Annotated in this window: 26 protein-coding genes; 15 read left to right on the top strand and 11 right to left on the bottom strand. The window is 55.6% G+C overall.

The features are described 5' to 3' along the window. Positions 1-369: 369 nt before the first annotated feature. The 3 genes from ACIQ20_RS11210 (at position 370) to ACIQ20_RS11200 (ending at position 2,279) form a co-directional block, all read left to right on the top strand. The gene (locus tag ACIQ20_RS11210) at positions 370-1,248 is read left to right on the top strand and encodes an SPFH domain-containing protein (RefSeq protein WP_395780318.1); all 879 of its coding nucleotides are present in this window, start codon (positions 370-372) and stop codon (positions 1,246-1,248) included. Between the two features lie 15 nt (positions 1,249-1,263). After that, positions 1,264-1,446 carry a hypothetical protein gene (locus ACIQ20_RS11205; protein ID WP_395780316.1) on the top strand — a complete coding sequence of 61 codons (183 nt, stop codon included), beginning with the start codon at positions 1,264-1,266 and terminating at the stop codon, positions 1,444-1,446. A 77-nt stretch (positions 1,447-1,523) separates the two neighbouring features. Further along, on the top strand, positions 1,524-2,279 hold the full coding sequence (locus tag ACIQ20_RS11200; RefSeq protein WP_395780314.1) for a Coq4 family protein: 756 nt from the start codon (positions 1,524-1,526) through the stop codon (positions 2,277-2,279). 31 nt (positions 2,280-2,310) lie between these two features. Here the strand turns inward: ACIQ20_RS11200 and cobS are convergent, their stop codons facing one another. Both cobS and ACIQ20_RS11190 read right to left on the bottom strand, forming a co-directional pair. Further along, complete coding sequence (gene cobS / locus ACIQ20_RS11195; RefSeq protein WP_395780312.1) at positions 2,311-3,288, bottom strand: cobaltochelatase subunit CobS; 978 nt, start codon at positions 3,286-3,288, stop codon at positions 2,311-2,313. A gap of 135 nt (positions 3,289-3,423) precedes the next feature. Then, on the bottom strand, positions 3,424-4,038 hold the full coding sequence (locus tag ACIQ20_RS11190) for a J domain-containing protein (RefSeq protein WP_395780310.1): 615 nt from the start codon (positions 4,036-4,038) through the stop codon (positions 3,424-3,426). Positions 4,039-4,110: 72 nt separating this feature from the next. Here ACIQ20_RS11190 and ACIQ20_RS11185 point away from each other — a divergent pair, with 72 nt between their 5' ends. Beyond that, positions 4,111-4,389 (top strand): BolA family protein, encoded by a 279-nt coding sequence (locus ACIQ20_RS11185; protein WP_395780308.1) that lies wholly within the window; start codon positions 4,111-4,113, stop codon positions 4,387-4,389. A gap of 4 nt (positions 4,390-4,393) precedes the next feature. Here the strand turns inward: ACIQ20_RS11185 and nhaA are convergent, their stop codons facing one another. Beyond that, positions 4,394-5,641: a Na+/H+ antiporter NhaA gene (gene nhaA, locus ACIQ20_RS11180; RefSeq protein ID WP_395780306.1), complete on the bottom strand. Its 1,248-nt coding sequence runs from the start codon at positions 5,639-5,641 to the stop codon at positions 4,394-4,396. Between the two features lie 29 nt (positions 5,642-5,670). After that, positions 5,671-6,627: a calcium/sodium antiporter gene (locus tag ACIQ20_RS11175; RefSeq protein WP_395780304.1), complete on the bottom strand. Its 957-nt coding sequence runs from the start codon at positions 6,625-6,627 to the stop codon at positions 5,671-5,673. A 178-nt stretch (positions 6,628-6,805) separates the two neighbouring features. Between ACIQ20_RS11175 and ACIQ20_RS11170 the strand changes: the two genes are divergently transcribed. The 3 genes from ACIQ20_RS11170 to ACIQ20_RS11160 are packed head-to-tail and all read left to right on the top strand — an operon-like array spanning position 6,806 to position 9,782. Further along, positions 6,806-7,369, top strand: coding sequence for a shikimate kinase (locus tag ACIQ20_RS11170; protein WP_395780302.1), 564 nt, complete (start codon positions 6,806-6,808; stop codon positions 7,367-7,369). Next, positions 7,366-8,478 (top strand): 3-dehydroquinate synthase, encoded by a 1,113-nt coding sequence (gene aroB, locus ACIQ20_RS11165; protein WP_395780300.1) that lies wholly within the window; start codon positions 7,366-7,368, stop codon positions 8,476-8,478. The genes ACIQ20_RS11170 and aroB overlap by 4 nt, the downstream gene beginning before the upstream one ends. Then, the gene (locus ACIQ20_RS11160; RefSeq protein ID WP_395780298.1) at positions 8,475-9,782 is read left to right on the top strand and encodes an HlyC/CorC family transporter; all 1,308 of its coding nucleotides are present in this window, start codon (positions 8,475-8,477) and stop codon (positions 9,780-9,782) included. The genes aroB and ACIQ20_RS11160 overlap by 4 nt, the downstream gene beginning before the upstream one ends. 62 nt (positions 9,783-9,844) lie before the next feature. Here the strand turns inward: ACIQ20_RS11160 and ACIQ20_RS11155 are convergent, their stop codons facing one another. The 4 genes from ACIQ20_RS11155 to ACIQ20_RS11140 all read right to left on the bottom strand — a co-directional run bounded on the left by ACIQ20_RS11155 (position 9,845) and on the right by ACIQ20_RS11140 (position 16,560). Next, positions 9,845-10,546: a TorF family putative porin gene (locus tag ACIQ20_RS11155; RefSeq protein WP_346381740.1), complete on the bottom strand. Its 702-nt coding sequence runs from the start codon at positions 10,544-10,546 to the stop codon at positions 9,845-9,847. Positions 10,547-10,750: 204 nt separating this feature from the next. Continuing rightward, positions 10,751-11,560, bottom strand: coding sequence for an SDR family NAD(P)-dependent oxidoreductase (locus tag ACIQ20_RS11150; RefSeq protein ID WP_395780295.1), 810 nt, complete (start codon positions 11,558-11,560; stop codon positions 10,751-10,753). Between the two features lie 3 nt (positions 11,561-11,563). Next, a complete protein-coding gene (locus ACIQ20_RS11145; RefSeq protein WP_395780293.1) occupies positions 11,564-12,499 on the bottom strand; it encodes an NAD(P)H-dependent flavin oxidoreductase in 936 nt (311 codons plus the stop codon). A 95-nt stretch (positions 12,500-12,594) separates the two neighbouring features. Next, positions 12,595-16,560, bottom strand: a complete 3,966-nt coding sequence (locus ACIQ20_RS11140; RefSeq protein ID WP_395780291.1) for a YdbH domain-containing protein — start codon at positions 16,558-16,560, stop codon at positions 12,595-12,597. A 535-nt stretch (positions 16,561-17,095) separates the two neighbouring features. On the opposite strand from ACIQ20_RS11140, the gene ACIQ20_RS11135 reads away from it, so the two are divergent. The 8 genes from ACIQ20_RS11135 to ACIQ20_RS11100 all read left to right on the top strand — a co-directional run bounded on the left by ACIQ20_RS11135 (position 17,096) and on the right by ACIQ20_RS11100 (position 23,473). Continuing rightward, on the top strand, positions 17,096-18,403 hold the full coding sequence (locus ACIQ20_RS11135; protein WP_395780289.1) for a M23 family metallopeptidase: 1,308 nt from the start codon (positions 17,096-17,098) through the stop codon (positions 18,401-18,403). Positions 18,404-18,573: 170 nt separating this feature from the next. Continuing rightward, complete coding sequence (locus ACIQ20_RS11130; protein ID WP_313589678.1) at positions 18,574-18,771, top strand: YnbE family lipoprotein; 198 nt, start codon at positions 18,574-18,576, stop codon at positions 18,769-18,771. Between the two features lie 54 nt (positions 18,772-18,825). Then, the gene (locus tag ACIQ20_RS11125) at positions 18,826-19,251 is read left to right on the top strand and encodes a YdbL family protein (protein ID WP_395780287.1); all 426 of its coding nucleotides are present in this window, start codon (positions 18,826-18,828) and stop codon (positions 19,249-19,251) included. 4 nt (positions 19,252-19,255) lie between these two features. Continuing rightward, positions 19,256-19,555, top strand: coding sequence for a hypothetical protein (locus ACIQ20_RS11120; protein WP_395780285.1), 300 nt, complete (start codon positions 19,256-19,258; stop codon positions 19,553-19,555). 118 nt (positions 19,556-19,673) lie between these two features. Then, complete coding sequence (locus tag ACIQ20_RS11115) at positions 19,674-20,564, top strand: crotonase/enoyl-CoA hydratase family protein (RefSeq protein WP_395780283.1); 891 nt, start codon at positions 19,674-19,676, stop codon at positions 20,562-20,564. A gap of 81 nt (positions 20,565-20,645) precedes the next feature. Further along, complete coding sequence (locus ACIQ20_RS11110) at positions 20,646-21,869, top strand: DUF2336 domain-containing protein (RefSeq protein WP_395780281.1); 1,224 nt, start codon at positions 20,646-20,648, stop codon at positions 21,867-21,869. 593 nt (positions 21,870-22,462) lie between these two features. After that, positions 22,463-22,867: a MucR family transcriptional regulator gene (locus tag ACIQ20_RS11105; RefSeq protein ID WP_395780279.1), complete on the top strand. Its 405-nt coding sequence runs from the start codon at positions 22,463-22,465 to the stop codon at positions 22,865-22,867. A 141-nt stretch (positions 22,868-23,008) separates the two neighbouring features. Continuing rightward, a complete protein-coding gene (locus tag ACIQ20_RS11100) occupies positions 23,009-23,473 on the top strand; it encodes a PAS domain-containing protein (protein ID WP_395780322.1) in 465 nt (154 codons plus the stop codon). On the opposite strand, the gene ACIQ20_RS11095 is transcribed toward ACIQ20_RS11100, so the two are convergent. The 3 genes from ACIQ20_RS11095 to ACIQ20_RS11085 form a co-directional block, all read right to left on the bottom strand. After that, on the bottom strand, positions 23,470-24,093 hold the full coding sequence (locus ACIQ20_RS11095) for a CDP-alcohol phosphatidyltransferase family protein (RefSeq protein ID WP_395780277.1): 624 nt from the start codon (positions 24,091-24,093) through the stop codon (positions 23,470-23,472). The genes ACIQ20_RS11100 and ACIQ20_RS11095 overlap by 4 nt on opposite strands. A gap of 2 nt (positions 24,094-24,095) precedes the next feature. Then, positions 24,096-26,069 (bottom strand): excinuclease ABC subunit UvrC, encoded by a 1,974-nt coding sequence (gene uvrC / locus ACIQ20_RS11090; protein WP_395780320.1) that lies wholly within the window; start codon positions 26,067-26,069, stop codon positions 24,096-24,098. Between the two features lie 50 nt (positions 26,070-26,119). Continuing rightward, positions 26,120-26,636 (bottom strand): CreA family protein (locus ACIQ20_RS11085; RefSeq protein WP_395780275.1); only part of this gene is annotated, 517 nt, incomplete at its 5' end.

Genomic DNA, 26,636 nt, shown 5'->3' with positions numbered 1-26,636 from the left:
AAGCTCTCCCACGGTTTACGCCAAAGGGGACACACGGTCTCAAGGTCGCGGTGAAGGCTGGTTGCGCGACCAGCCTTCACTCGACCTCTCTATCACATCCAAAACACACAAGGGGCTTAACTCGCGCTATTTCGTAGACCCCTTCACCGGCTTCGCCGGAGCTTCCCCGTAAACGGGGAAGCGGCAGGTGGCAGCTTGTGGGACACGCCGCTTCCCTGCTCGCGGGGAAGCTGTCCCGGAGGGACTGAAGGGGTCTTCGCGCAGTTACGCCTTGCTCCAAGCAAAGAAAGCTTCGTAGCGCAGTTACTATTGCGCTTGCAATATGATCACAATGTGATATCATATTGGTATTGAATGAAGGAGCCTAGAATGTCTCGGACTGAAATCAACCGCACTGTTGAGCGTCCCACCTTGTCTTTACCCGGCGTGCCCTTGTTTCTGGCATTTGTGCTGGCGATTGCCTTTTCGATCTATCTGTTCGTGACCGGGGCGGGTGACACCTATTTCGGTGCGGCTATCGTCCTGATCGGCTTGGGATCTGTTGGCATGGGCGGCTTTTATTCCATCCAGCCAAATGAGGCGGTGGCGATCTTGTTGTTCGGCGCCTATCAGGGTACCGACCGCGCCACCGGCTTGCGCTGGGTTTGGCCTTGGTTGACGCGCAAGAAAATCTCTATGCGCGTCCGCAACGTCACGTCGGACAAACTGAAGGTGAATGATAAGGACGGCAATCCGATTGAAATCGCGGCCAATGTGGTGTGGCGCGTGCAGGACTCAGCACAAGCTTTGTTTGACGTTGATGATTATGAGCGCTTTAGCCGGATCGAGATCGATACTGCCCTTCGCGACATCGCTGCCCATTATTCCTATGACCATGCAGCAGAAGGCGAATTGACCTTGCGCGGGCATGCCGAAGATGTGGCCACCTTGTTGGGTGAGCGCCTGAACCAGCGCTTGGCAGTCGGCGGAATGGCCGTTGATGAGGCGCGGATCTCGCACCTTGCTTATGCCACCGAAATTGCCGGTGCCATGTTGAAGCGTCAGCAAGCCCAAGCCATTCTGGCCGCCCGACAGCTGATCGTGATGGGGGCTGTCGGCATGGTGGAAAGTGCGCTGGAGCAATTGTCCGTGCGTGGCGTCGTGACCTTGGATGAGGAACGCAAGGCCCAGATGGTTTCCAACCTCTTGGTCGTGCTGTGCGCCGATCGTGAGGCGCAGCCGGTCGTCAACGCTGGCACCCTCTATTAAGGCTGGGTGTAAATTATGGCCGCCAAGCCCCGAAAGCCGTTTCTCGTGCGCATGAGCCCACAAGTGCTGAGCGCGGTAGAGCGGCTGGCGGCCGCAGAGTTTCGCTCGGCCAATGTTCAAATGGAAGTATTGATCCGCGAAGCCTTGGCTAAGCGAGGCATCGTGATCAAGCCTGAGACTGGTTCGGAAGAAGAGTGAGGGCGCTTCACTATATTTTTACAAAAATGACGTAGGCGTCACTTTACGAAGCGTCAGCAATTTGGTAGAGACCTCTTATGACAGAAACTCTCCTCTCCCGTATCGGCTATGACTTTGGTGCAGCGGCGCGTGGCATTGGCCGCTTGATGAATAATAAAGAAGACACCAAAGCCGTTTTTGAAATCATGCGCGCGCTGTCTGGGCGTTCGATCCCCAATGGCTATGCGCGCCTGTTGCGCTCGCAAGAAGGCGGTCGGATCGCCTATGACCGGGTGGAGCTGCAGCCAATCCTCGACGATCATGAGACCTTGGCAAAGCTGCCCGAAGGCAGTGTTGGCCGCGCTTATCTCGCTTTTGTGCAAGGTCGGAAGATCTCCGCTGAAGGCTTGGCCGAAGAGAGCCGGGCAACGGGCAATGAAATCGACTCGCTGCATCCATTTGCTTGGTATGGCCGGCGGATGCGCGACGTGCACGATCTGTGGCACGTCCTCAGCGGCTATCAGACTGATGCTTTGGGCGAGGCCTGTGTCGTGTCATTCTCGTTCCCGCAGACTAGGTCTTTGGGCTTTGCCTTGATTGGTTTTGCCGCAGGGCGCGAGCTTCAGCGCATTTTGCCTGGCCGCCCCGTGATTAAAGCTGTGTGGCAGGCCTATCAGAATGGCCGCAAGGCTGCTTGGCTGCCGGTCCAGCACTATGAGCGCTTGTTGGCTGAGCCCTTAGACGCGGCGCGCAAGCGTTTGAACATCGCGCCACCAACCTATTATCTGGAAATCCCAGCCAGCGAGCGTGATGGCGTTCCAGCTAACTTAAAGGGCACACCTGTGGCCGCTTAACGCGGCCACATAGGCCTTTTTTCTTCTATGCTTAGGCTACCCGGACGCGGTGGGCTGCTTCTGGCAAATCTGCGCCAAAGCAACGTTGGTAGAATTCAGCCACAGTTGGCCGCTCTAGTTCATCACACTTGTTCAAGAAGGTGAGGCGGAAGGCTAGCCCGACATCTTCAAAGATGTCCGCGTTTTGCGCCCAAGTGATCACAGTCCGTGGGCTCATCACGGTTGAGATATCGCCATTCATGAAGGCGTTGCGGGTCATATCGGCGACACGCACCATCTTACCCAATTCAGCGCGCTTAGCTGGATCGGTTTCGCCCAGTTTAGCCGCCACAATGTCGGTCTCAACGTCATGGTCGAGATAGTTTAGCGTGGTAACAATTGACCAACGGTCCATCTGGCCTTGATTGATCTGTTGGGTGCCGTGATAGAGGCCCGTAGTGTCGCCCAGACCAATCGTGTTGGTGGTGGCAAACAATCGGAACGCTGGGTGCGGCTTGATGACTTTGTTTTGGTCCAACAGCGTCAAGCGGCCTGAAGCTTCCAGCACGCGCTGGATCACGAACATCACATCGGGGCGGCCCGCGTCATATTCGTCAAACACCAAGGCCACATTGCGTTGCAGCGCCCACGGCAGAATGCCTTCGCGGAATTCAGTAATCTGCTTGCCGTCTTTGAGGACAATGGCGTCTTTGCCGACCAGATCGATCCGGCTGACGTGGCTATCGAGATTGACGCGCACCAATGGCCAGTTCAGGCGGGCAGCGACTTGTTCAATATGGGTCGACTTACCCGTGCCGTGATAGCCTTGAATCATCACCCGACGATTATGCGCAAAGCCTGCCAGAATGGCGCGCGTTGTTTGCGGGTCAAACTTATAGGTCGGATCAAGCTCAGGGACATATTCATTGGACTGGCTGAAAGCTGGCACGTGCAGCTCTGAAGCGAAACCAAAAACGTCTTCGACCGAAACAGTCGTGTCAGGCAGAGCGGCAATCAATGTATCAGTCATGGTCGTTATCGGGTCCTCTTAAGGTCTTGTTTGAGGATCAGGCGCGCGCCGTCAAGCATGCATTTCTGTTCGAACTGCTGACATGGTGCGCTGTGACATTTTTGCGAGGGGTTTTGCTGCGTGTAAGGACCCTACTTAAGCCCGGCGTGCGGTCTTGAGGACCTTATAAGCTTTCACAACCGCATTCAGGCGGGTTTCTGCACTGCGGTCCCCGCCGTTCGAGTCTGGGTGATATTGCCGGACCAGCGCTGCATAGGTGCTGCGGACCTTGGCACGATCGGCATGGGCGTCTAGGCCCAATGTGTCGAGTGCTTTGAGGACGGGGGCTGTGGGCCGTGTATCTGGGCTATCAGGGGCTGCCCGACCGGTTGCACGACGGCTGGCCAGTGGGTCTTTAGGATCCTCGCCCGCTGCCGCCTTTTTATAGACGTGGGCGTCTGGGGAATTGGCGCTGGCACGGAATGTCCATGTAGGCCTGCCGCCATGGGAGGCAGCGTCACGATGCGCGCGGGCATCGTCGTCTGTCATGCCTTCGAAGAAGTTCCAGTTTTTGTTGTAGAGGGCGGCATGCTTCTCGCAGAAGTGCCAGATCTCGCCCGGATTATCGCGGCTTTTGGGCGCACGATTGGTCGCTTCGGCTCCACATCCATCGTGCTCGCACAGTTGGACATCGGGATTTACTTTGACAACCGGGGGCTTTCGCACCCGAATGTCCACAAATTTAGGGCGGTAGGAGAATGAATCTGTCATGAGGGCCCTAATATGCGTTTGACTGCCTCTTCAGACAAGGACGAATGACCGATGGGACCCGTGCAAATACAGATGCGAAAAAAACTGACTGAGGCCTTTGCGCCGTTAGTCCTTGAAGTAATGGACGAAAGTGCCAGCCACGCCGGCCATGCTGGGGCCGCTGTTCATGCCGCGAAACAAGGCGGCGCGGCGACGGGGATTGGCGAGACCCACTTTTCGGTCACCATTGTCAGTGCCGCGTTCGTGGGCCTAAACCGGGTTGCACGCCAGCGGGCAATCTATCAGGTCCTCGCCGAAGAATTGGCAGGCCCTGTCCACGCTTTGGCGCTGAAAGCAGATGCGCCAGCTTGAGGGCTTAGTCGGGCCGATCTCGGGCTTCAAACACGGGTTGGGGTTTGATGAAGGGCGCGGTCTCGTCCTCTTCCGCTGAATGCGCCACTTTGTCCGCTGAGGGCAGAAAGCGCGAAAGGATCAAGAGGCCTAGAATAGCCGAGATCACCGAGCCTGCATAAACACCAAGGCGCGTCGGTGTGGCGAGGCTTGGGTCCTTAAAGGCCAAGGCACCGATAAACAGGCTCATGGTAAAGCCAATGCCTGCGACGCACGCAACGCCCACTATTTGAGGGAAGGTGCCAGGAAGCTTGGCCCGCATCAGCTTCGCGGCGGCAAAACCGCTGAGCGCGATGCCAATCGGCTTGCCGAGCACAAGGCCTAGAGCTGCGCCCAAAGTCACGGGATGGGTTAGGTATTTCTCCGCCCCTGCAAGATCGACCCCGGCATTGGCAAAGGCAAACACCGGCATGATGCCAAAGAGCACCCAAGGTCTGAAATCATGCTCAGCCTCATGCAGCGGCGACTTGTCATGCCGGTCGCGCATGGGCACGCAAGCCGCAACCAATACGCCTGCAATCGTGCCGCTCACGCCGCTTTGGTGCATGAAGACCCAGAGGACGACACCGATCAGGACATAAAGGCCGATGGAGCGGACTTTGAAACGGTTCATGGCGATCAGTACGCCCAAGACAATACCGGCTTGCACCAAATAATTTATGTGGAGCGTTTCGGTGTAGAAAAACGCCACGATCACGATCGCGCCCAAATCATCCACCACGGCAACCGCCAGCAGAAACGCTTTCAGGGCAGGGGGCACGCGATTGCCTAAAAGCGACAAGACACCCAAGGCAAAAGCGATATCGGTTGCCGCAGGAATGGCCCAGCCGTGGCCAAAACCCGCCGGGGCGGCGAAAAACAAAAAGATGAGCGCGGGGACACCCATGCCGCCTGCGGCGCTGACAATTGGCAAAGTGGCTGCGGCGGGATTGGATAATTGCCCTTCCAACAGCTCTCGCTTCAGCTCAAGACCGACGAAAAAGAAGAAAATCGCCATCAGACCATTCTTGATCCAGTAGGAGAATTTCATCTCAATGCCGCCATCCGTAGGCCCGACAGTTACGCTTGTGTCGAGAATGGCGTGATAGAGTCCGGCCAGAGGGGAATTGACGACAATCATGGCCGCTATCGCTGCGGCGACCAGCAATGCGCCCGGAACGGCTTCTTGTGGTAAGAAACCAAAATATTTGGTGTCAGAGGACGTGCTAGCCATAATGGTTCCTTAGATACCCGTGTTCGGTTTTACGCAATTGAGATCAAATACGACGTATAGGCGACAAATCCTGCTAAGAATACAAACCCTTCCCAGCGCATCAGTTTCAGGCCCGAGCGCGCAAAGAAGACCAAGAGGGCAGTTGTTGCCAGCAAGACCCAAATGTCAAACTGGATGATTTGGGTTGGGATTTCGATTGGCTTGACCAAGGAAGTGGCTCCAAGAACGAACAGCACGTTGAAAATATTGGAGCCAACGATATTCCCGTAAGCCACATCAGCATGCTTGCGAAGGGCTGCAGTGATGGAAGTCACCAGTTCTGGCATGGATGTACCCACGGCAACCACGGTGAGCCCGATAATGGTGTCAGACACGCCAAAACCCTTGGCAAGGTCAACGGCACCATTGACGAAGAAACGGGCACCAAAAATGGTGATTGCGATCCCGCCAATGGCTAAGGCTAAGGGCAAGATAATGCCCTTGGGGCCTTTGGGGGCATCTTCCGCCCGGTGCTCTAATACCAATGCGGCCTCATCGGGATGCCGCTTTTCTTCTCGGTAGACATAATGGACATAGGCGAGCAGCGAGAGGATGAAGAGAGCACCCACCCAAGCGGGGATGAAACCGACAAGAACCACGCCGAGTAGGGCAAGGCTGGAGGCGATCAGCATCAACACATCACGTTTGAAGCCTTTCGGGTCGATCATCAAAGGAAAAATGACGGCTGAGGCACCCAAGATCAGAAGCACGTTGGCGATATTGGACCCGACGACATTGCCGACAGCTATCCCAGGCGACCCTTCGAGGGCAGCCGTGAGACTGGTCACAAGTTCGGGTGTTGACGTGCCGAAGCCTACCAGCGTCAGACCAATGAGAAGTGGGGAGACGCCCATGTTCTTGGCTGCTGTCACAGAACCGCGGACCAGGAGATCACCCCCGATGACCAACATGACCAAACCGATGGCCAACGAGATTGCGATATCCATGTCGGGGACCTCTACCTAGATGCTGGCGAAAAACGGTATACCAGTGCCTTCTCCATGACCGAGAGAAGCCCAGCGGGCAATCAAATTCGGATGAAAACTATGTGATTCAAAAGTGACAATGCTGTTGTTTGTCCTTGCTCTTATTGCACCAAAGCCCGTGGGGCGTTACGTTTAGGCCATGTTTCAAGCGCAGCCATCCTTTCCTGTTCCGCTCAAACGGACCGTGGCGCTGGTTGGCCTCATGGGGGCGGGTAAGTCGTCGGTAGGACGTCGTCTCGCTGCCCAATTGAATGTGCCCTTTAAAGACGCCGATGATGAGATTGTGATAGCCGCTGGACGGCCGATTGCTGATATTTTTGCCGAACGTGGCGAGGATGAGTTTCGGGCGGGGGAGCGGCGGGTGATTTCCCGTATTTTGGAAGAACCGCCACATGTGCTTGCGACAGGTGGTGGCGCTTTTATGAACCCTGTTACGCGGGTGATGCTGCGGCAGCGGGCTATCACTGTGTGGTTGCGTGCGGATTTGGAAACTTTGGTCAAGCGCGTGTCGCGCCGCGATGATCGTCCATTATTGCGGGCGGGTGATCCCCGCGAAATCATGGAAAAATTGATGGAAGTTCGCTATCCCACCTATGCTGAGGCAGACATAGTTGTGGAGTCTCGTGAGGGGCCTCATCATATTACGGTCGATGCAGTCATCGCTGCCCTGCGCGCGCATGGGGATTTGGAGAGCGTGGCGTGAAGCAAACAATTCAAGTGGCCTTGGATCAAAGGTCCTATGTCGTCGATATCGGCCAAGGCCTCTTGGCTGAAGCGGGCACGTTGATCCGCCCATTGATGAAGCGGCCCCGTGTGGCCATCATTGCGGACTCCACGGCTTGGGCTTTGCACGGCGCAATTTTTTCTAAAAGCCTCACCGAAGCTCAAATCCACTGGGATTTGATTGAGATTGCACCGGGGGAGGGCAGCAAAAGCTTTGCGAGCCTCGAGCGTGTGACCGAAGCGCTCTTGCAGCTCAATTTAGAGCGCTCTGACCTGATCATCGCCTTTGGTGGCGGGGTGACGGGTGATCTGACGGGCTTTGCCGCAGGCATCACCAAGCGCGGCATCGATTTTGTTCAAGTGCCCACCACTTTGCTGGCCCAAGTGGATTCCTCAGTCGGGGGCAAGACCGCCATCAATGCAAGCGCCGGCAAGAATCTAATTGGGGTGTTCTGGCAACCTCGTTACGTCTTGGCAGACCTTGCCACCCTTGCGACCTTGCCGGACCGCGATCTGCGGGCAGGTTGGGCTGAGATTTTGAAGATTGGCCTCTTGGGCGATCGGGTCTTTTTTGACTGGTGTTTGACGCATGCTGCCACAGCGCTGGCCGGCGATGTGACCCAATTGGCTCATGCGATTGGTCAATCGGTCCAAACCAAAGCCCGCATCGTCGCTGAGGATGAGCGCGAGGCGGGTGTGCGGGCGCTCTTGAACTTGGGCCATACGTTTGGCCACGCGTTTGAAGCCTTGGTTGGGTTTGATGAGAGCGTGTTGCGCCACGGGGAAGCCGTTGCTTGCGGCATGGCGATGGCATTTCGTTTCTCCCATGCCCAAGGTCTGTGCCCGCCAGAGGATGTAGCCTTGGCTGAGCAGGCCATCGCAGCAGCTGGCCTTGCCCATCTACCAAGCCTTTTGCCCGGCGGGCCGTGGCAATCCGAAGCGCTGTTTGAGGCCATGAGCCACGATAAGAAGAATGAAAATGGGGCGCTGACCCTGATTTTGACGCGCGGCATTGGCGCGGCCTTTGTACAAAAAGGCGTTGATGCCTCAGCCGTACGTGCCTTTTTGAAAGAGGATGTCCAAAAATGACGGTCGACCCCACGGTCATCGTAACCGCGATTTTGGTTGCTGTTCTGATAGCTATGTCTGCATTTTACTCCGCAGCGGAAACGTCGATTACGTCGTCGTCGCGGGCGCGCATGTTCCAGCTTGAGAAAGAAGGCGATCGAGGCGCAGCGCGGGTTAATCGCCTCATTCAGAACCCAGATCGTTTGATTGGTTCGCTGCTTCTCGGCAATAACTTTCTAAATACTTTGGCTGGTGCGCTGACAACGGCGCTTCTGGTCCAAATGTTTGGCCAAGCTCCCACCACGATTGCCATCGCCACCGCTCTGGTGACGGCCATTGTTTTGATCTTTGCCGAAGTCATGCCCAAGACTTTCGCGTTTTCCTATCCTGAAACGACCGCGCGGTGGGTTTCGCTTCCCGTTCAATGGTCCGTCACGCTGCTCAGTCCGATAGTGACGGCCGTACGTTGGATCGTGCGCGCAACATTACAGATATTTGGCGTAAAGCTGGACCGTGTCACAGATGAAGATGCCACAATGGAAGAAATTCGTGGCGCGATTGAGCTTGGCAAGCACGAAGGCAGCGTTGAAAAGTCAGATCGCGACCGGGTCGCAGGCGTCTTGGACCTTGAGGAATTGGACGTCTCGGACGTAATGATCCACCGCAAGAATATGAAGACGATCGACGTGGAATTGCCGTCACGCGAAATCGTCATGCAGGTGCTGCAGACCCAACATTCCCGCCTACCCCTGTATGAGGGCGATCAAGAAAACATTGTCGGTATTTTGCATGCCAAGGACCTTTTGCAGGCCATTGCAGATGCACAAGGCGATTTAGATGCGATTGATCTCAAAGCCATCATCCGGCCACCTTGGTTTGTGCCTGACACCACGACCTTGAAAGAACAATTGGAGGAATTCCTCAAGCGCCGCAGCCACGTGGCTTGTGTGGTGGATGAATATGGCGCGCTACAAGGCTTGGTGACCCTAGAGGACATCTTAGAAGAGATCGTCGGCGATATTGTGGATGAACATGACATCGCGATTCAAGGCGTACGACCCCAACCCGATGGGTCGGTCAATGTTGATGGAGCTGTTCCTATCCGTGACCTCAACCGCGCGATGGACTGGGATCTGCCGGATGAAGAGGCTGTGACCATCGCAGGCCTAGTTATCCATGAAGCCCAAGCCATTCCAGACCCCGGACAGCGCTTTGCCTTCCACGGCTATCGCTTCCAGATTCTACGCAAGCATCGCAACCAAATTCTGGCCATTCGTATCACACCGGAATTGGCCAGTGATAAAGACGAGACGGCCCGAAAGTAGCGCAAACAAAAAGGCCGTAAGCTTGCGCTTACGGCCTCTCTTTGTGACTTTAGGAGTGGTTCTTAGAAGGTGCGCTTCAACTGAACGACGCCCTTGCCTTCGAATGGCTTCAGACCGTCCACATCGGTGTCGGTGTAGAACAAGTCCACTGCCCAGCCGCTCTCAGTTGCAGCTGTCAAACCGACTTTCCAGTTGGTATAGGATTCCAAGAGCAAATTCTCTTCGAGATCCATCGTGCCGACCGAGGCATTTGCGGAAAGTGCAAATGGGCCAACTTTTGCGCCTGGGATTGGAGCCGACACAGCAGCTTCATAATACCAGTAGGAAGGACCATCTTTGCCATATTCTGGCGAATAGAAAACCGAACCGGTCAGCGACACGCCAGACTCAGTTGCGACGGTACCAGCGACCTTGCCTTCATACACCAAGAGGCTGCTCTCTTGTGGGTAGGTGTAGGCCAGAACGCCGATGTCCAAAGTGACAGGGCCAACTTGTGGCTTGTAGCCAGCATAGAGGTCGACTTCCAGATTGGCTTTGCTGCCGAAATCTACGTTCGACAACCAGGTGCCGACATAAAAGGAACCAGCCGACAGGTCCACGCCGCCGAAGACTTGGCCGGTGTCGTCAATGTTTTGGTTCACACCGCGGAATTGGTAGCTGGAAGCTACACCTACGTTCACCGAAGTGGTGGTTTCTTGCGCGGAAGCGACGGCGGGAGCGCCACAAACCAAGGCGGTAGCCAAAAAGAATGCTTTAAGTTTCATGTTAGTCCCCTGTGGAAGCCGCGGAAGGTGCGGCCCCTTGCAATGTCCATTCACCTGTGTGGCGAAATTTGAGCTTCGCCGCTATGACATCAGCGCAACACCTCGTTTGCAATCGCACTAGACACATGGCGGACGCGATCAGCCGCGTCGTGCAACTTCTTTAAGCATAAAACATCAAAAAATGACTAATATGCGTGCGGCAACTTATGTTGGTGCACGGATGCTCGCGCCGAGATGCAGTCCCGCGTCGACAAGAAGGGTCTCGCCCGTGATGTGGCGCGAAGCGGAGGAGCAGAAGAAAGCAACCGTGTCTGCAATATCATCTGGACCGGACGCAACTTGTAGAGGCACTTGTTTCTTTACGTTTTCTCGGATTTTCGCGGTGGTGTCTTCACCAAAAGCGTCGGTGAACCAGCGCGTATCAATAAAGCCTGGACAGACAGCATTGACCCGAATCGCTGGGGCTAAACCGCGTGCCAAAGATTTAGTCATCGTATTGAGGGCACCCTTGGTCGCGGCATAGGCCACCGACGATCCAATCCCAATTACGCCTGCGATGGACGAGATCATGACAACGGAGCTGGCATTTTGGGTTTTGCTATAGGCTGCGTGCAACAAGGGCTTTGCGGCCCGCACCATCATAAACGGGCCGACCGTATTGACTTCATAAAGATGGAGGAAGTCAGCGGCCTCCAAAGCATCCATATCGGCATGATTGGGTGCGTGCTTGGTTGTGCCGGCATTATTGACCAAAATGTCGACTTGGCCCCAGTCCTCAGCCGCCGCAGCGATCTTGCGGCAATCTTCGTCACGCGCGACGTTGCCTTGCACGACCCGCACGTTACGGGCACCTGCGGCCAAACACGCTTGCGCCGTGGCTTCACATTCGGCTTGGCTCTTGGAGTAATTGAGGATGATCCGCGCGCCAGTGGCCGACAGCTTCAGTGCAGTCGATGCCCCAAGCCCGGTGGCGGAACCCGTGATAATCGCGACTTTGTCTGCAAAATTAGTCATGGTTTAAAATCCCTTGGCTTCGGCAAGTGCGGCCCGATACTCGGTTTCAAGGCGATCGATCAGATCCTTGACGGGCAAGGTGTCGTGGATCGACCCGACGCCTTGTCCAGCAGACCAGATGGTCGACCAGGCTTTGCCGGCATTGAGTTCTTCGCCCATATCGATATCGGTTTTAGGCTCCATGGTCACCGGGTCGAGACCATTCTGGAGAAGCGACGGAATAAGGAAATTGGCCGGAATGCCGCTGATCTTGGGCGTATAGACAATGTCCGCAGCGTCGCTGTCTTCGATCATCTGCTTATAGTCATCTTGCCCGCGGCTTTCGTTGGTCGCGATGAAGCGGGTACCCATATAGGCCAAGTCTGCACCCAGCATCCGCGCGGTCGCAACATGCCGACCGGTCGACATCACCCCAGACAGGGCAATGCAGATGTCCGGAAAGGCTGCGCGCAATTCAGTGACAAGCGCGAAGGGCGACAACGTGCCCGCATGGCCACCAGCCCCAGCACAAACTGGGATCAGGCCATCAACACCGGCCTCCATCGCCTTTTCGGCATGCTTCATATTGGTGACATCATGAAACACCAAACCGCCGCCGTCATGGATGGCTTGAACCACATCTTTAACAGCACCTAGCGACGTAATGGCCAGCGGGATTTTCTTATCGCTCGAAATTTTGACGTCTGCGGCCAAGCGCGGATTGGTTTTGTGCACGATCAGATTCACCCCAAATGGTGCATCTTGCGGGGTCAATGCGGCTTGGATGAGATCAAGCCACTCCGCATAGCCTTCACTGGTGCGTTGGTTGAGGGCGGGAAAGGTTCCCAAGATGCCGGCCTTGCAGCAGGCCGTGACCAATTCCGGGCCGGACACCAAAAACATGGGTGCTGCGACGATGGGCAGGCGCAATCGCCCCTGAAACGCTGTTGGTAAGGTCATTGCCGATGCTCCCCCGATTGTTCTTGCTTCGCCAATGTCTTGGCCAAGCCTTACGGGAAGGTCAAGCCTGAATTGGGCTGGACCCCTTGTCCAGTTTAAGGCTTGGATTTTTGGGCTTGGGCGGCCTCGTCTTCTTCTAGACTGGGAATGAAGCCCGGGCCGTTACGCGACCGGTCAAGCTTGTCCAATTCCTTGAGCATATCCGCGTTTGTGGCGCTTTCGAAGAAGCGGGTGGCCATATCCGTCATTTGGCCGACGGGCAGCGTGGCTTTCACATTGAGCTTGATTGGCACGCCAGACAGGACCTGCGGATTGGCACCAACCAGAACAACACCTAACGTCAGCTCGCCCGTAATGCGGCCGTCAACCGTGATCACATCTATCTCATACTCAATGCCCGCGAGGGCTTGGGCCGCAATTTCTGCGGGGGTTGGTTGTTTAGGCGCAAACCATCTTTGATACCAAGGTAGCTTCTTGGGTGGCGTTTTGGGGTCAGAGCCTAGGATCGCCCCGGTATAGCGGATTTTGCCGCCGCCATCGCGCGCCTGCAGCCTGCCGCCGACAATCTCAACACTGCCGTTGCGCGCTTCAATCGGGAAGACGCCCGAGACCCTGCCGTCAATCTGCAGGTTCGGGATTTTCGTTAGCCCTAGAAACCTGGCGAGGTCGACATCTTCAACATCGACCGCAAAGGCTTGGTCGGCGTCGCGGAAGGTCCAGCTTGCTGGGCGGACCGATAGTTTGCCATCAGCAAATGGCCAACTGGCATCGGTTAATTGCAAGGTGTTATCGCCGGGCAAGGCGAAGACCACATTGACATCTTCGATCGGTAGACCTGGATCAAACTGCGCCACGGTAAAGCTTTGCTGGCCTGCTGAGCGCACTTTCAACAAGTCGTCGAGCGAAAAGTCACCGGTCAAATTCGTCACCTGACCAAGCAAGGTCAAAAAGTCGAGATTAGCCGTCGATAATTTGGCGTCTGAAACAGTCGACTGATTTGGCCCCCAAGCCATGGAAGCGGCTCCTGAGACATCGCCGACAACATCCAAGATCACCCCTTGCAGTGCGGGAACAATGTCGTCGGCATCGAGTGGACGGTTCCACTGTTTAACCATGCCAGACGAATCCTTTGGCATTTGGCCAAAGGAGATCGTCTCCGCCAATGCGTCCAAGCGGCCAAGGCCAGTTTCCGCATTATGGTTCAGGATCGCGCGCGCCAAAAAAGCACCGGACTCAGCTAAGCTAATGTCACTTTGAATGTCGATTTGGCTACCATTGATGGTGCCTTCGCCGGTGAGGGACAGCATGCCAAAGCGGGCAGGGCGCTGAACCTGCTGGCTGTTCTCATCTGGCACCGGGAAATAGGTTGGCACATCCCGCACAAATAGGTTTTCAAACGCAAGGTTGCCGACAAGACCGGTGCGTCGTGCTTGTAGATCGGCAGTCGCGGTGCCTGAAATCTCAACAGGCAGACCTTTGGCACGCAATCCGGCCAATTGCCCGCGTAACGTCATGCCGCCGCTGTCCGGGGTAAGGCGTAGCGACGAGTCTTGGGCATTAAGCTCTGCAAACCCGCCATCGGGCAGTTTGAACGTATAGCCAACTTCTTTCGACGTCAGATCCAACTGCCAGCCGCCTGTGGCTGATGGTTTAAAATCACCACGGATGGCACCCAGACGAAGCGACCTGCCATCTTCCAGCGCCCCCAGTCGTAATTCTAAGGGCTCAAATCTAGCGTCTGCAAAAAGGATGAAGCCATTGCCGGTTAAGCTGGCGAAGCGACCGAGACGATCTGGGCAAAAGCTTGTTTTGACGGGCCCGACGGTGGCGTCGCCCGGAAAGCGGCCTTGTTCAGCAGAAACCGACAAACAGGTGTCGCCCTGGACTAACACGCCCAGCCCGTCGTCGGAGGGTATGGCTTGCACCGGCCCACTGACTCGCAATCCTTCAACCAAGCTGTCGCCTGAGGTCAGGGAAGCTGCGGTGGTACTGATAGAAGCATTGGCCTCCCAAGCAGGCTCTTGGCCTTGGCTCGCACTAAATCGGAACGGTAAGTCAGCCCGCACCTCATCTATCTGGGTTTCATCAAGGGCTAGAGTTGAGGCAACGAGGGAAGCTTGCCCGTTTGCTTCAACAGATCGCCCATCGCCGCGCGCGATGATGGGCATTTTTAGAACCCCTTCGCGGACGCCAAATCCTTGCACGTTCAGGCGCCCTACAGATCCATCAAAGGTCAGATTAGCATCCCAGTTGGCAAGGTCCGCCAAGCTCAGCCCATCCACGCCTTGTCTAGGGCGCGAGGCGCTTTGCAAAATGCCCACACGCGCCCGGCCCTTCAGCCGCCCGGTCAGGTCAAGCACATTCAAGTCGGGCGAGCGAAATCCTGCCACGCCAACTTGGCCATCAAGATCAATGGTCCAGATCGTGTTCGCGCGGGTAGCTTTGGCATCTAGCGCCAAGCGGCCTTGGCGCGCGCCGGGACCATTTTTGCCAAACCCTTCAACCGGGCCAGCAAGGGACACCAACAAGGTTCGCCCATCGCCACGGACCTGGCCGGTAAGCTTGGCCCTTCCAGCGCCGAGCCCGAGGCCTGCAGCGCCTGCCTGAGCGGCAATTTCTAAGGTGCCACGTCCAGCGCCGACGGGGACCTCACCGGTCTTGGCTGCCAAAGACACGTCGCTTGCTTGGCCTGAAATCAGAAGCCCCGACTTGCCACCGGGCACAGGAATATTTCTGAGGCTGAAGTTGCGCGCGGCCAAGGTCCAACCAGATGGGTTCCAGCTAAAATCTTCCAATCTTCCTTGGCCCCTGCCAGAGTTAGGCGCTTGAATAACAAAATCGCCAGCGCCAAAAGCCTCCAAGGCTGCTATTTCTGACTTGGTTAAGTCGAAGCGGACTAAGGGTGGCCTTTTAGGGTCGGGGACAAAGCTCAGCTTAGGGCCGGAGCGCAGGGCAAGGTCGACCGGCTCACTCAAGCGCACTTCAGCTTGTTTGGGACCGTAGACAAAGCCTACCCCGGCATTGCCGGATACAGGATCAGCCTTAGGGGTGGTCGATGGCGCGACCAGATTCGTCCAAGCCAACACAGTTTGGCCTTCCCAAACCGCCTCTGGAGCCTGCCGCACATCTTTCAATACCGCTTCTGCAAAGCCTGTAATCTCTGCGCTGCTCGCCTGCCAACCCAAGGCTGGGGCAGTGACAAGTTTCGCGCCGCTGCCCTTCACATCGAGACGCGTTAGGCCTGTTTTCGTGCGGGCGGTCGAAAAATCTATGCCAAGATTTTGAAGAGTGCCTTGGGGCGTTTGAGCGGACTTGGCCTCAAGCCTGCCGATCAGTGTGCCAAATCCCGTTTCGGACCATTGGCGACTTCCTAAGACCTGATGCTGCCATTGGCCGGTGCCACCTCGTAGTGAGGGGGATTGTAGCTCAGAAGTCTGCAGGCGCGCTTTTTGCGCCTTAAGCGCTATCGTGCGCGTTTCCACCCGCGTGCCGCCTTTTCCGTCAAGGACCACAAGCGCTTGGGCTACCCCGGCGATGGTGTCGACTTGCATGTCACCCCAGCGATAGCTTTGACCGTCAGGCTGAAGCGCCAAGCCGATCTGGGTTGGGCTCTGCTCGCCTGCCTCGTCCTTTTGCCCCGGTTTTAGAGCGAGCCCAAAGGCTAGCGGGCGATCACCAGGGACAACGGAGACTTCTTTAGGCGGATTGACCAGCATCTGAGCCCGCCAACCCTGTTGGTCGCCCCCTGTCGCTTGAATGCGCGCTTGGCCCCTGCCCATGGGGCTATCAAAGCTCAATAGGGTGTCGCGCAGCACCACATCGGCGAGGCGAACTTGGCTTGGCTTGTCTGATGGGATCAAAAAGGGCTTCAAGGCACCAAAGTCAGGCTCCCCAGCCTTGGTCATGCCAATATGGAGTTTGGCACCATGTGCCTCTAGACGATCAATGACCAAACTGCCGGTTGTGACATCGACATGCCAGCTCAAAGTCGCCATTGGCAGAAGTAAAGTTGGGTTTGCCGCTGGGCCCAGCCGTAAATCACGAACTGTCGCCTGATTCACTGACAATTTTGTGAAAGATATTCCACCTTCGATTCCACGCTGACGCAGAAGCGACTGAACACCTGATTCTGCCAGATCGGTCCGCCAGATCCAGCCCAAACTCGCCGCTGAAGCGAGTCCAATGATTCCTAAGCCCCAAATGCGCGAAGTTCCACGCAGATAAGTTTTACGACTCAGATGGTTAACTTTATTAACACTTGGAGTCTCAGTCTCAGACTTGAGGTCATCATGAGGCGGGACTCGGTCATTCATACAAGCTCTATACCCTGCTCTGGCCGGTTTCTCGACCCCCCAATTATAGGCACGTCAACCTGTACCAAACTGCGATCAAAAGTGACCAAAAAGAGGCAAATGCAGGGGCGAATCTTGACGCATACTGAGGGCAGGGGTTGCTCTGTGCTGAAACTTGTGTATTTCAAGCAACACAATAAGAAAAAAAACTGCCAAAGTATGGTTAAACGGGGCGGGATCACACCCGAACTTAATCTGTGTAGGGTACCTTTTTGGTGCTCGAAACGGCTAAAGGGGTTAGCTTTTGAGACACACGACCAATCGTCGCGCTGCCTTCAATCTCGCACTCAAGCTAAGCTTGGGGTGTGCGATCGGCTTTATCGCCTCCGCTGGAAATTTCCATTCGGCTGCCGCTCAGAACTCTAATCTTGAGCACATGGCATTTGCCGCAGGTACGGGTCAGTCGGATCGTCAAACGATTTCGATCCGCGGCGGTGAAACACTTGAACAAGCCCTAATCCGTGCAGGTGCAATGCGCGATGATGTCGCTAGCGCCGTGCGTTCTCTCGCCCGCAGCCTCGATCCGCGCGACGTCCGCCGCGATGACAAGGTGACCGTCTTCATGCAGCCAAGTGCTGCCGGCAATCGTCTGGCTGGTTTCAATCTCGCGAGTGGTGCTGAGCGTTCTGTCACCGTAACGCGCGGCATCGACAATGTGTTCCGTGCCCGTGAGATGACAACCAATATGCAGCGCAAGACGTTGCGAATTGCAGGCGTGATTGGCCAAAATGGTCTTGTTAATGCCGTTCGCGAGTTGGGTGCTCCAGACCGTGCTGCTGATTCGATTGCTCAAGCCTTCGCCTATGACGTCGACTTCGAACGAGAAGTTGCGCCCGGCACTGAGTTTGAACTGATGTACGACCGGGTTTCGGATTTGCGCGGTCAAGTGGTCCGCGAAGGTGAGCCTGTTTTCGCCCGCATGACGACGGCTGGTGGCCGTACCATCCAATTATACCGTTTTCAGCCTCCTGGTTCGGTATCGTCCGACTGGTTTGACGCCGCAGGCCGCTCGGCTCGCAAGTTCTTGATGCGGACGCCGATCAACGGTGCCCGTCTGACCTCCGGTTATGGTAGCCGCGTTCATCCCGTTTTGGGCTATACCAGAGTTCATGAAGGCGTGGACTTCGGTGCACCGATCGGCACGCCAATTTTGGCAGCTGGTGATGGCGTTGTAACCCGGGCTAGCGTCATGGGTGGCTATGGCAATGTGGTTGATATTTCCCATGATGGCACGTGGTCGACCCGTTATGGCCATATCTCGCGCTTTGCAGCTGGCTTGCGCCCCGGTGACCGCGTGAAGCAAGGTGATGTTATTGCTTATGTTGGCAATACAGGTCGCTCGACTGGCCCGCATTTACATTTTGAAGTTCGCCGCAATGGCCAAGCCATCAACCCAATGGGTGTGGGTGTCCCAACCGGTCAGGCTTTGCAGGCTGAGCAGTTGGCGCGCTTTAACACGTTCCGGGCCCGCATTGACTCCATGCGTCGTGAGGCGATTGGCTCGACTTCGATTGCCCAATCGGGCTCTGGCACAACGCGCGTCGCAAACTAAAACTCTAAATCACAATTACTTCGAACATGGGCGCCCCGGGTCATTCTGGGGCGCTTTCTTGTATTGGAGGATGAACCGCTGTGTATTGGGAAATTCATGGGGGGTTCACATGGGATTAGTCATGCTATGACTGTCTTACGGGATAGGCCCGTGCTGATAAGGAAGATCCCATGCGTCACAGTCTTCTTGCAATAAGCGTTGTTGGGCTGGCTGGTATTGCTGGCTGCACACCAACGATCCGTCTGCAAGTGCCCGACAAGCCGATCGAGATCAATCTGAACATCAATATGAAGATTGAGCAAAATGTGCGGGTGAAACTGGAGCGTGAGCTCGACAAGGCAGCACAAGCCAATCCCGGCATATTCTAAGCCCCTGACACAGGCGCGCCACAAGACAGGTCGCGCTTTAGGAGAGTGATGGACATGAAACGCAACATTTTCACCGCCATGTTGGTCGCAGGCGCGCTGATCGCGACGTCGGCTGCGGCAATCGATAACAATGGACCGGTTGATAAAGCACTGGCTCAAGGCGTCATTGGTGAGCAAGCAGACGGCTATCTAGGCTTTGTCCGTATGCCCACAGCCGCCCAAGCGGACCTTCAGCGTCGGATTAACGAGATCAATATTCGCCGTCGCGGTGTCTTTAATGAGGCTGCGAAGGAAAATGGCGAAACAGAAGATCGCGTTGCCTTGCTGTCTGCCCTGCGGCAGATCACCAAAACCCCGAATGGGGAGTATTTTCAGGACACCACACGGACATGGTGTGTGAAGTCCCCTGAGTCCCAAGTGATGCAGACAGATGAGGATGTCGTCGTTATTCGCTGCGCACCCGTTTCGAAGGCGAACTAGGTCCATGGCTGACGATTTGCCTCCTTTAGCGCCAAAGCCAGCGCCAGAGCGGCTGTCTGGCGGCGGTTGGCTGATCGTTGTGTTTTTGGTTTTGCTGTTGATTGCCAGCTTTGCAGGGTTGGTCTCGGTCTTTTTGATCGGGCGGTTCCCCGTGATTTCCATGCATGGCTGGATCGCTATGGGACTTGGGACTGTCCTGTCGCTAGCGCTTGGATTTGGATTGATGTGGTTGAGCTTTTATTCCTCACGTCACGGCTTCGATGATCGCGCAGATCCTGGTCGCAAGCGGCCTGAGTCGCATTAGCGAGCCGCATTAAAGGGTGTGAAGGCCGAGATTTTGGCCTTGCACAGGCGCTATAAACTGGGCCAATCTGACATCATGTGTCGCCCCGATGAGAAGGCGGCCAGTCAGGGAGATCCACATGTCAGCCACCACCAGCTTTGAGACAATTACGTTAGAGATTGCAGACAAGATTGCTGTGATCACCCTCAACCGTCCCGACAAGATGAATGCCTTTACCGGTCAAATGATGTTGGACATGGTCGCAGCTTTTGATCTGACCGACGCCAATGACGATGTGGGCGCGGTGATTGTCACGGGGGCGGGACGAGCCTTCTGTGCCGGGGCAGACCTGTCAGCGGGCGCTAAGACGTTTGACTATGACAATCGCTCAGACCGCCCTGATAAAGCGGGTCTGGTTGACCTAGAACGCATTCGTGACAGCGGTGGCCGCATGACCTTGCGGATGTTTGAAAGCCTAAAGCCGGTGATTGGCGCGATCAACGGGGCTGGGGTTGGCATTGGGGCGACCATGCAATTGCCGATGGATATTCGCATTGCCTCGACCGCGGCGCGTTTTGGTTTTGTATTTGCCCGCCGAGGCATTGTGCCAGAAGCGTGCTCCAGCTGGTTTCTTCCAAGGCTGGTTGGCATATCCCAAGCGCTAGATTGGTGCCTATCGGGTCGGGTGTTCGGGGCTGAGGAGGCCCTTGCAGCAGGATTGGTGAAGTCGCTGCATGCGCCTGAAGACCTGTTGCCTGCCGCTCATGCCATTGCGCGCGAAATTGTCGATAACACAGCACCGGTTTCGGTTGCGCTCACCCGTCAGATGATGTGGCGTATGTTGGGGGCCGACCATCCCATGCAGGCCCACAAGGTCGACAGTCGCGGTGTTTATTCGCGTGGGCAAACAATTGACGCCCGCGAAGGTGTTATGAGCTTCCTCGAAAAGCGACCACCCGCTTATGCCAATAAAGTTTCAACAGATATGCCTGATTTTTTCCCTTGGTGGGATGACGTTCCATTTAAGTGAGGTTTGGCAATAGTTTAAACAGAGGGTGTAAACTGGATTTTAATGTTCGTCGGCCACGGTGCAGCGCATTGTGAGGACAGCATGGCCGATGGAACCCTATCTGAGTTCGAGATAGACAGCTTCGATATGGACGAGGGGGTGCAAACCAAGACGCGCGCCATGTTGACGCGGCGTCTTCAGGATGTCGTCGGGCTGCCCGGGTCGCGAATTACACCCCAAGAACGCCACATCGCAGCGGATCTGCTGATCGAAGTCCTGCGCGAGAGCGATGTCGGCACGCGTATGCGCTGTGCAGAGCGCATGGCACTGCTCGTGGACACGCCGGCCATCCTGTTGCGCTTTTTGGCCAAGGATGCGCTGCAAGTAGCGATTCCTCTATTGGAAGTCTGCGAAGGCTTCAATGATTCAGACCTGATCGCAACGGCCCTGTCCCCTTCCGCGACGACCACGCACCGCGTCATGATCGCCAAGCGCAAAGTCATTTCCGAAGCGGTGACCGATGTCTTGGTCAATATGGGCGAGGTTGAAGTTATCCAGGCTCTCCTGCGCAATGAAGGCAGCACCTTTGCTCATCCTGCCATTGAGCAAGCAACAGCCATGTCCAAGCAAGAGCAAAGTCTTGTGCCGTACTTGGTTAAGCGCCCTGAATTGAAGCCGTCGCAAGGGCTAACGATGTTCTGGTGGGCGGACGCTGAAGATCGCCGGCGCATTCTGCAACGTTTCGCGGTTGAGAGAATAACGCTCTTAGAAGCAGCCCAAGACATATTTGCTCGTGCGGCTGGCGAAGGATGGCGCGATCCCTTGGTGCGCAAAACCCTTCAATTTATCGAACGTCGCCAGCGTAATCGCGACGCGGCCGCTCGTAGCCCATATGGCAGTCTAGAAGGGGCCGTTGAAGCCCTCGATCATCAATTACCGTCGCGTGAGCTTTTTGTTGAAATCTCCTTCCTTGCCGGGATTAAGCCTATGTGCGGGGCGCAAATCCTTTCTGACGGCGGGGGTGAGTCAATTGCTGTGCTGTGCAAGGCAACAGGCCTCAAACGCAAGCATTTTCGGCAATTGTGGCGTGGATTGCGCCGTCCGTTGGTCGATGACCATGACATGAGCGACCCTTGGGGGCGTTCTGTCCTCGTCTATGACACGATCTCTACCAATAAGGCACAAACCGTTCTGCGTTATTGGAATTGGGCCCTGACGTCTGCAATGTCACCAACCTTGGCAGCCAAGCTCGAAGAGGGTGACGACGAGCTACTCTACTCTGTTGCAGCCCGCTCTTCAAACCTTGTCTTTGGTAATAGCCTATAGCGCGCGTTGTGATCCTTGTGGAACCGGTGTTGCTGGTGCGCGTTCTTTACAGTCTGGCCCAAAGTTAATCACTAAATCTAAAATGGCGCAGCAACGTCGTGCTGCCAGTTGATTCTGGCAAATTGAACGTTTCTTTAAGGTTACCTTAGTTGTTGATACCCGTTGGTATCGAGAACTTACCGTTTTCCCAAATAAAATCTGAATCCGTCTTTTTTCAACTGTGTGGGGATTTTTAAAGATGGATGAATTGTAATAACACTTCCTTAGGCGTAACCAAATAGTACTTTCAGTATAGAGTATTTATCTGAGAACGTTTGCATGTGGTTCTTTAAAATAGGATGTAAATATTTTGGCGATCAATTATCACAATCTTGATCTACCGTGGGTATCTGCACCAAAAGGATGGTTTAAGTGCTTGCATTTACATCGGTAAGGTGAAACAGTTCCGTAGTAGTCGCTTTCTCAGTTGAGAAAACAAATGGTTAAGACGGCGATGTGGTCTTGCATCTGATCTAAATGTGCCCACACTGGTCTAGACCTATGTAAGGTTAGTCTTTGGAGCCGCTGGTCTCTAATTTCTGGGGAACTAAGTAATGTCTGAAAACACGGATGTCAGTTTGATCGAGATGACGGTTGAGATCGTTGCTGCCTATGTGGCCGGCAATGAGCTTCCATCTTCGGAATTGCCTGGCCTAATCTCGACGGTCTATGCGTCGTTAAAGAATACACATGAAGGCGCACCCGTTGTAGAGTTCAAGGAATTGGTTCCTGCGGTGCCTACTAAAAAGTCTGTTTTCCCAGATCACATCGTTTGTTTGGAAGATGGTAAGAAGTTCAAGTCGCTAAAGCGCCACTTGCGCTCCTCCTATGACATGTCGCCAGATGATTATCGCGCCAAATGGGGTCTGCCCGCAGATTATCCGATGGTCGCGCCAAACTACGCTGCGGCGCGCTCTGAATTGGCCAAGAAAATTGGCTTGGGACGCGGTCGTCGTTAACTATTAAGAGATCATTTCGCTAGCGAAACAAGTATTCGCAGTGAAAAGATGAAAATATTCTCTTGCTATACATAAAGACTCTTGCGCGATTCGGTGCAAATCACTGATACTAATCTCAACAGGGGGTTAATATTGGTGTCAATGTTCCGGGCTCAATTGCTGCTGGAAGAACAGCGTCGTCTATTCGACGTCTGGAACTGCGCAGCTGGCTGCTCGGCGATGCCAACGCGTGAGAGCTTTCAGCCACGCGCCTTTGGTCCGCTTTTGCCGTTCATCTCTTTAATTGAGACCAAGGCCTCGGAAGGGCCGCGCGTGCGTGTTGCCGGAAGCGCGCTTCGCGACGTGTTTGGCGATGATCCGCGCCTATGCTTGGTAAAGCCAGAGCTTCCAGGCTCCGCCGAGACCATCCAACGCGTTGTCGACGAGCGGAAGCCTTCTTGCGGCGTGGCCCCTGCCGAAGTGGGTGTGCATGGCCATTCCGTACGTTTTTGGATGCGGCTGCCACTGGGACGCGATGAAGAGGTTGAAGCTGTGATCGGCCTCGATATCGCGCTATCGGGTGCACGCGCGCCAAATTGGGCGCTACAGCGGATGTTGACGGCTTAGGCTTCCGTTCTGCCGGCCCCGCGCGCGGCTTTAAAATAGGACAGGCCGGTCCAGATCGACATCAAAGCACCCAAGACGAGAATGGCAAATCCGGCGTAGCCCAATTCGGACATACCGGTCGCCAGGCCCGCTAACAACACGCCCATTCCTCCCATAATCACCGCTGTCTTGGATTTGGCCGCAAAGGTCGGGGATAAGGCAATTCCCTTTAAGCTGGCTTGCGCGCGCAGACGTGTGACCAAGCTGTCGCGCACAGGAATAGCCAGCAGAAAGAAAAGCCCAGCCCCCATAGCCAAAGGATCTCCAAAAGCTCCTGCTATCAAATCGCCGTGCGGGTTATTCTGCACGATCCAGCCCGCCCACAAGGCCAGCAAGGTGATGCCTACTAAAATCTTGTCGCCCCAAAGGTCCAACTTGCCGCCCAGTTCGCTCTTGGCGTCGAGCTTGCGCGCGAGAAAGCCGTCTAGCCAGTCTGTTAAGGCGGAGAACACAAACAACCCTAACGCCCACTCAAGCTCGCGATTGGCCACACCTTTTGCGAGACCAATCCAGATCAAATAGCCAATCAGAGGCGCGAGCGCCAATCTGCTGATCGAGACGGCATTGGGGAGCCACTTCATCTTTATGTCCTTTGAAAATAGGATTGGATTCGCGCAGCCAGCTCTTCATTGACGCCTGGCACTTCCATGAGTTCCGTCAGGCTTGCCCGCGCGACACCACGTGCAGAACCAAAGCGCGCTAGAATGGCTTTTTTCCGCATCGGGCCTACGCCCGCAATCTCGTCCAGCGGATTTTTCGAAATGGCGATGGAGCGCTTCTGGCGATGAGCGCCAATGGCAAAGCGGTGGGCCTCGTCGCGCAAGCGTTGGAGATAATAGAGGACCGGGTCTTTGGGCTCCAAACGAAACGGCGCGCGGCCCGGCGTATGAAAAAACTCTCGCCCGGCATCACGGTCGACCCCTTTGGCAATGGAAATCAAGGTGATGTCCTCTTCGAGCCCAAGTTCCTTGGCCACCTCGACAACGACAGCCAATTGCTGTTCGCCACCATCGATCAAAACAATGTCCGGCCAAGCGGTGTCTTGTCGCCGGTTCTTGCGACCACTCTCGTCGATCAGATTACCTTCCATATCGACGCTAGGTGGCAAATCTTCCGGCTCTGGCTGGACAAGCCGGGCAAAGCGGCGGGTAAAGACCTCGCGCATCATGGCAAAGTCGTCGCCACCCTTGGCGTCCTTGATGGTCCACTTCCGGTATTGGCTTTTCTCAAATCCGTCCGCTCCGGCCACGATCATCGCGCCGACTGCATGACTGCCTTGGATGTGGGAGTTGTCATAGACCTCGATCCGCTGTGGCGTAGCTGCAAGGCCGAATATGTCGGCGACCCCGTCGAGCAACTTGGTCTGGGTGCTGCTTTCGGCCATTTTGCGCGCTAAAGCTTCGCGGGCATTGGATGTTGCGTGGGCGACTGTATCGCGCTTTTCACCCCGTTGTGGGCAACGTATCTCAACCTTGGCATCCATGCGCAGGCTCAAGGCCTCTGCCAACAAGGCTTCTTCTGGTAGGACATGGCTGGTCAGGATCAGACTTGGCGCGGGCTTGTCGTCATAGAATTGCGCCATGAACGCATCGAGGATTTCAGCCTCGGTGGTGTCTTTCTCGTGCTTGGGAAAATAGGCGCGATTGCCCCAGTTTTGCCCGGCGCGAAAGAAGAAGACTTGGATACAGCTCATGCCGCCATTCAAAGCCACCCCAAAGACGTCCGCTTCTTGGAAGCTTTGCGGGTTTATCCCCTGAACGGCCCGAATACTGGCGAGCGCCTTGATCCGGTCGCGTAAGCGGGCGGCGCGCTCAAAGTCCAAGGTCTCAGCGGCTTCATGCATATCATCGGCGAGGCGCTTTTGCAGGTCGACCGACTTGCCGCGCAAGAAGGCTGTCGCCTCATCGACCAATTCCCCGTAATCTTCGTCGCTGATCAGGCCAACGCACGGGGCGGAACAGCGCTTGATCTGATGCAACATGCAGGGCCGTGACCGCCCATCATAGACGCTGTCGGTGCACGAGCGCAGCAGAAACGCCTTTTGCAACGTTGTGAGGCTGGCATTGACGGCCCAAGCGCTGGCAAAGGGGCCAAAGTAATCGACATTTTTCGCGCGTGCACCGCGATGTTTGGCAATCTGGGGTGCGGCATGATCGCGACGGATCGAGATATAGGGAAAGGACTTATCGTCCCGCATCAGGATGTTGAAGCGTGGCCGTAAACGCTTGATCAAATTAGCTTCTAGGAGAAGCGCCTCTGTCTCGGTTGCCGTGACCACAAATTCCATCGCGCGGGTCAAATCAATCATGCGCGCGATACGATTGGAATGGCCAAACCCGCGGGCATAGGATGTAACCCGGTTCTTCAAATTCTTTGCTTTACCAACATAGAGGACTTCGCCCTCCGCGCCGATCATGCGGTAGACCCCCGGTTTGCCGGGCAAGCGCCGCAAATGGTCGCGGATCACCTCCACCCCCAGCAACAGTCCCTTCGCGGGTGTGGCTTCACCCGGCAAGTTGGCTAGATCGGGCAGGGGGGTTGAATCGGCCTTAGACATGGTCTGACTGAGGTGCACGCGACAGCGCCCGATGGCAAGGCCCCATCGCTTTAGGGCTTGGCGCTAGGTGCAGGTGCGGCCGCAGGCGCTGGTGCGGGTGGTGCCGGAAACGTAACGGGGACAACGCTCATTCCCAGTTTTGCAGAAGCCGCTACCAGTTCGCGACTATAGGAGACATAGACGATGGACTGGTTTGGCACGTCGACGATCCGGCGCAACGCAATGCTTTTGAAAAACAAGCTAGAGCCTTTGGAAAAGACTTCTGCGTTCTTCGGTAAGGTCGCCAAAGTGGTCGCATCGATTGGGCCTGTCGCATGGCAATCAATGGCGGTGTTGGAAGGGTTCTCAAACCAATTGCCATTGCCCAAGCGGTCGAGAAGGCTGCGGTCGAAGGATCCGAAATAGCATGTCACTTGCGGCAATTGTGGATCGCGCAATGCGGTCACCTTAATCTCATTACCCGTCAGGTCGTTGGTGAACCCACCAACATTATCGTCCTTTGCCCCACAGGCAGCGGCGAAAAGTGGGAGGCTGAGTGCCAGCGCAAGCGCGATTAGGCGATTTTTT

The organism is Aquidulcibacter sp. (assembly GCF_044346625.1).
Lineage (GTDB): Bacteria > Pseudomonadota > Alphaproteobacteria > Caulobacterales > Aquidulcibacteraceae > Aquidulcibacter.
Note: the sequence above shows the minus strand (reverse complement) of the source record. Positions and strands in the feature narration are given on the sequence as shown.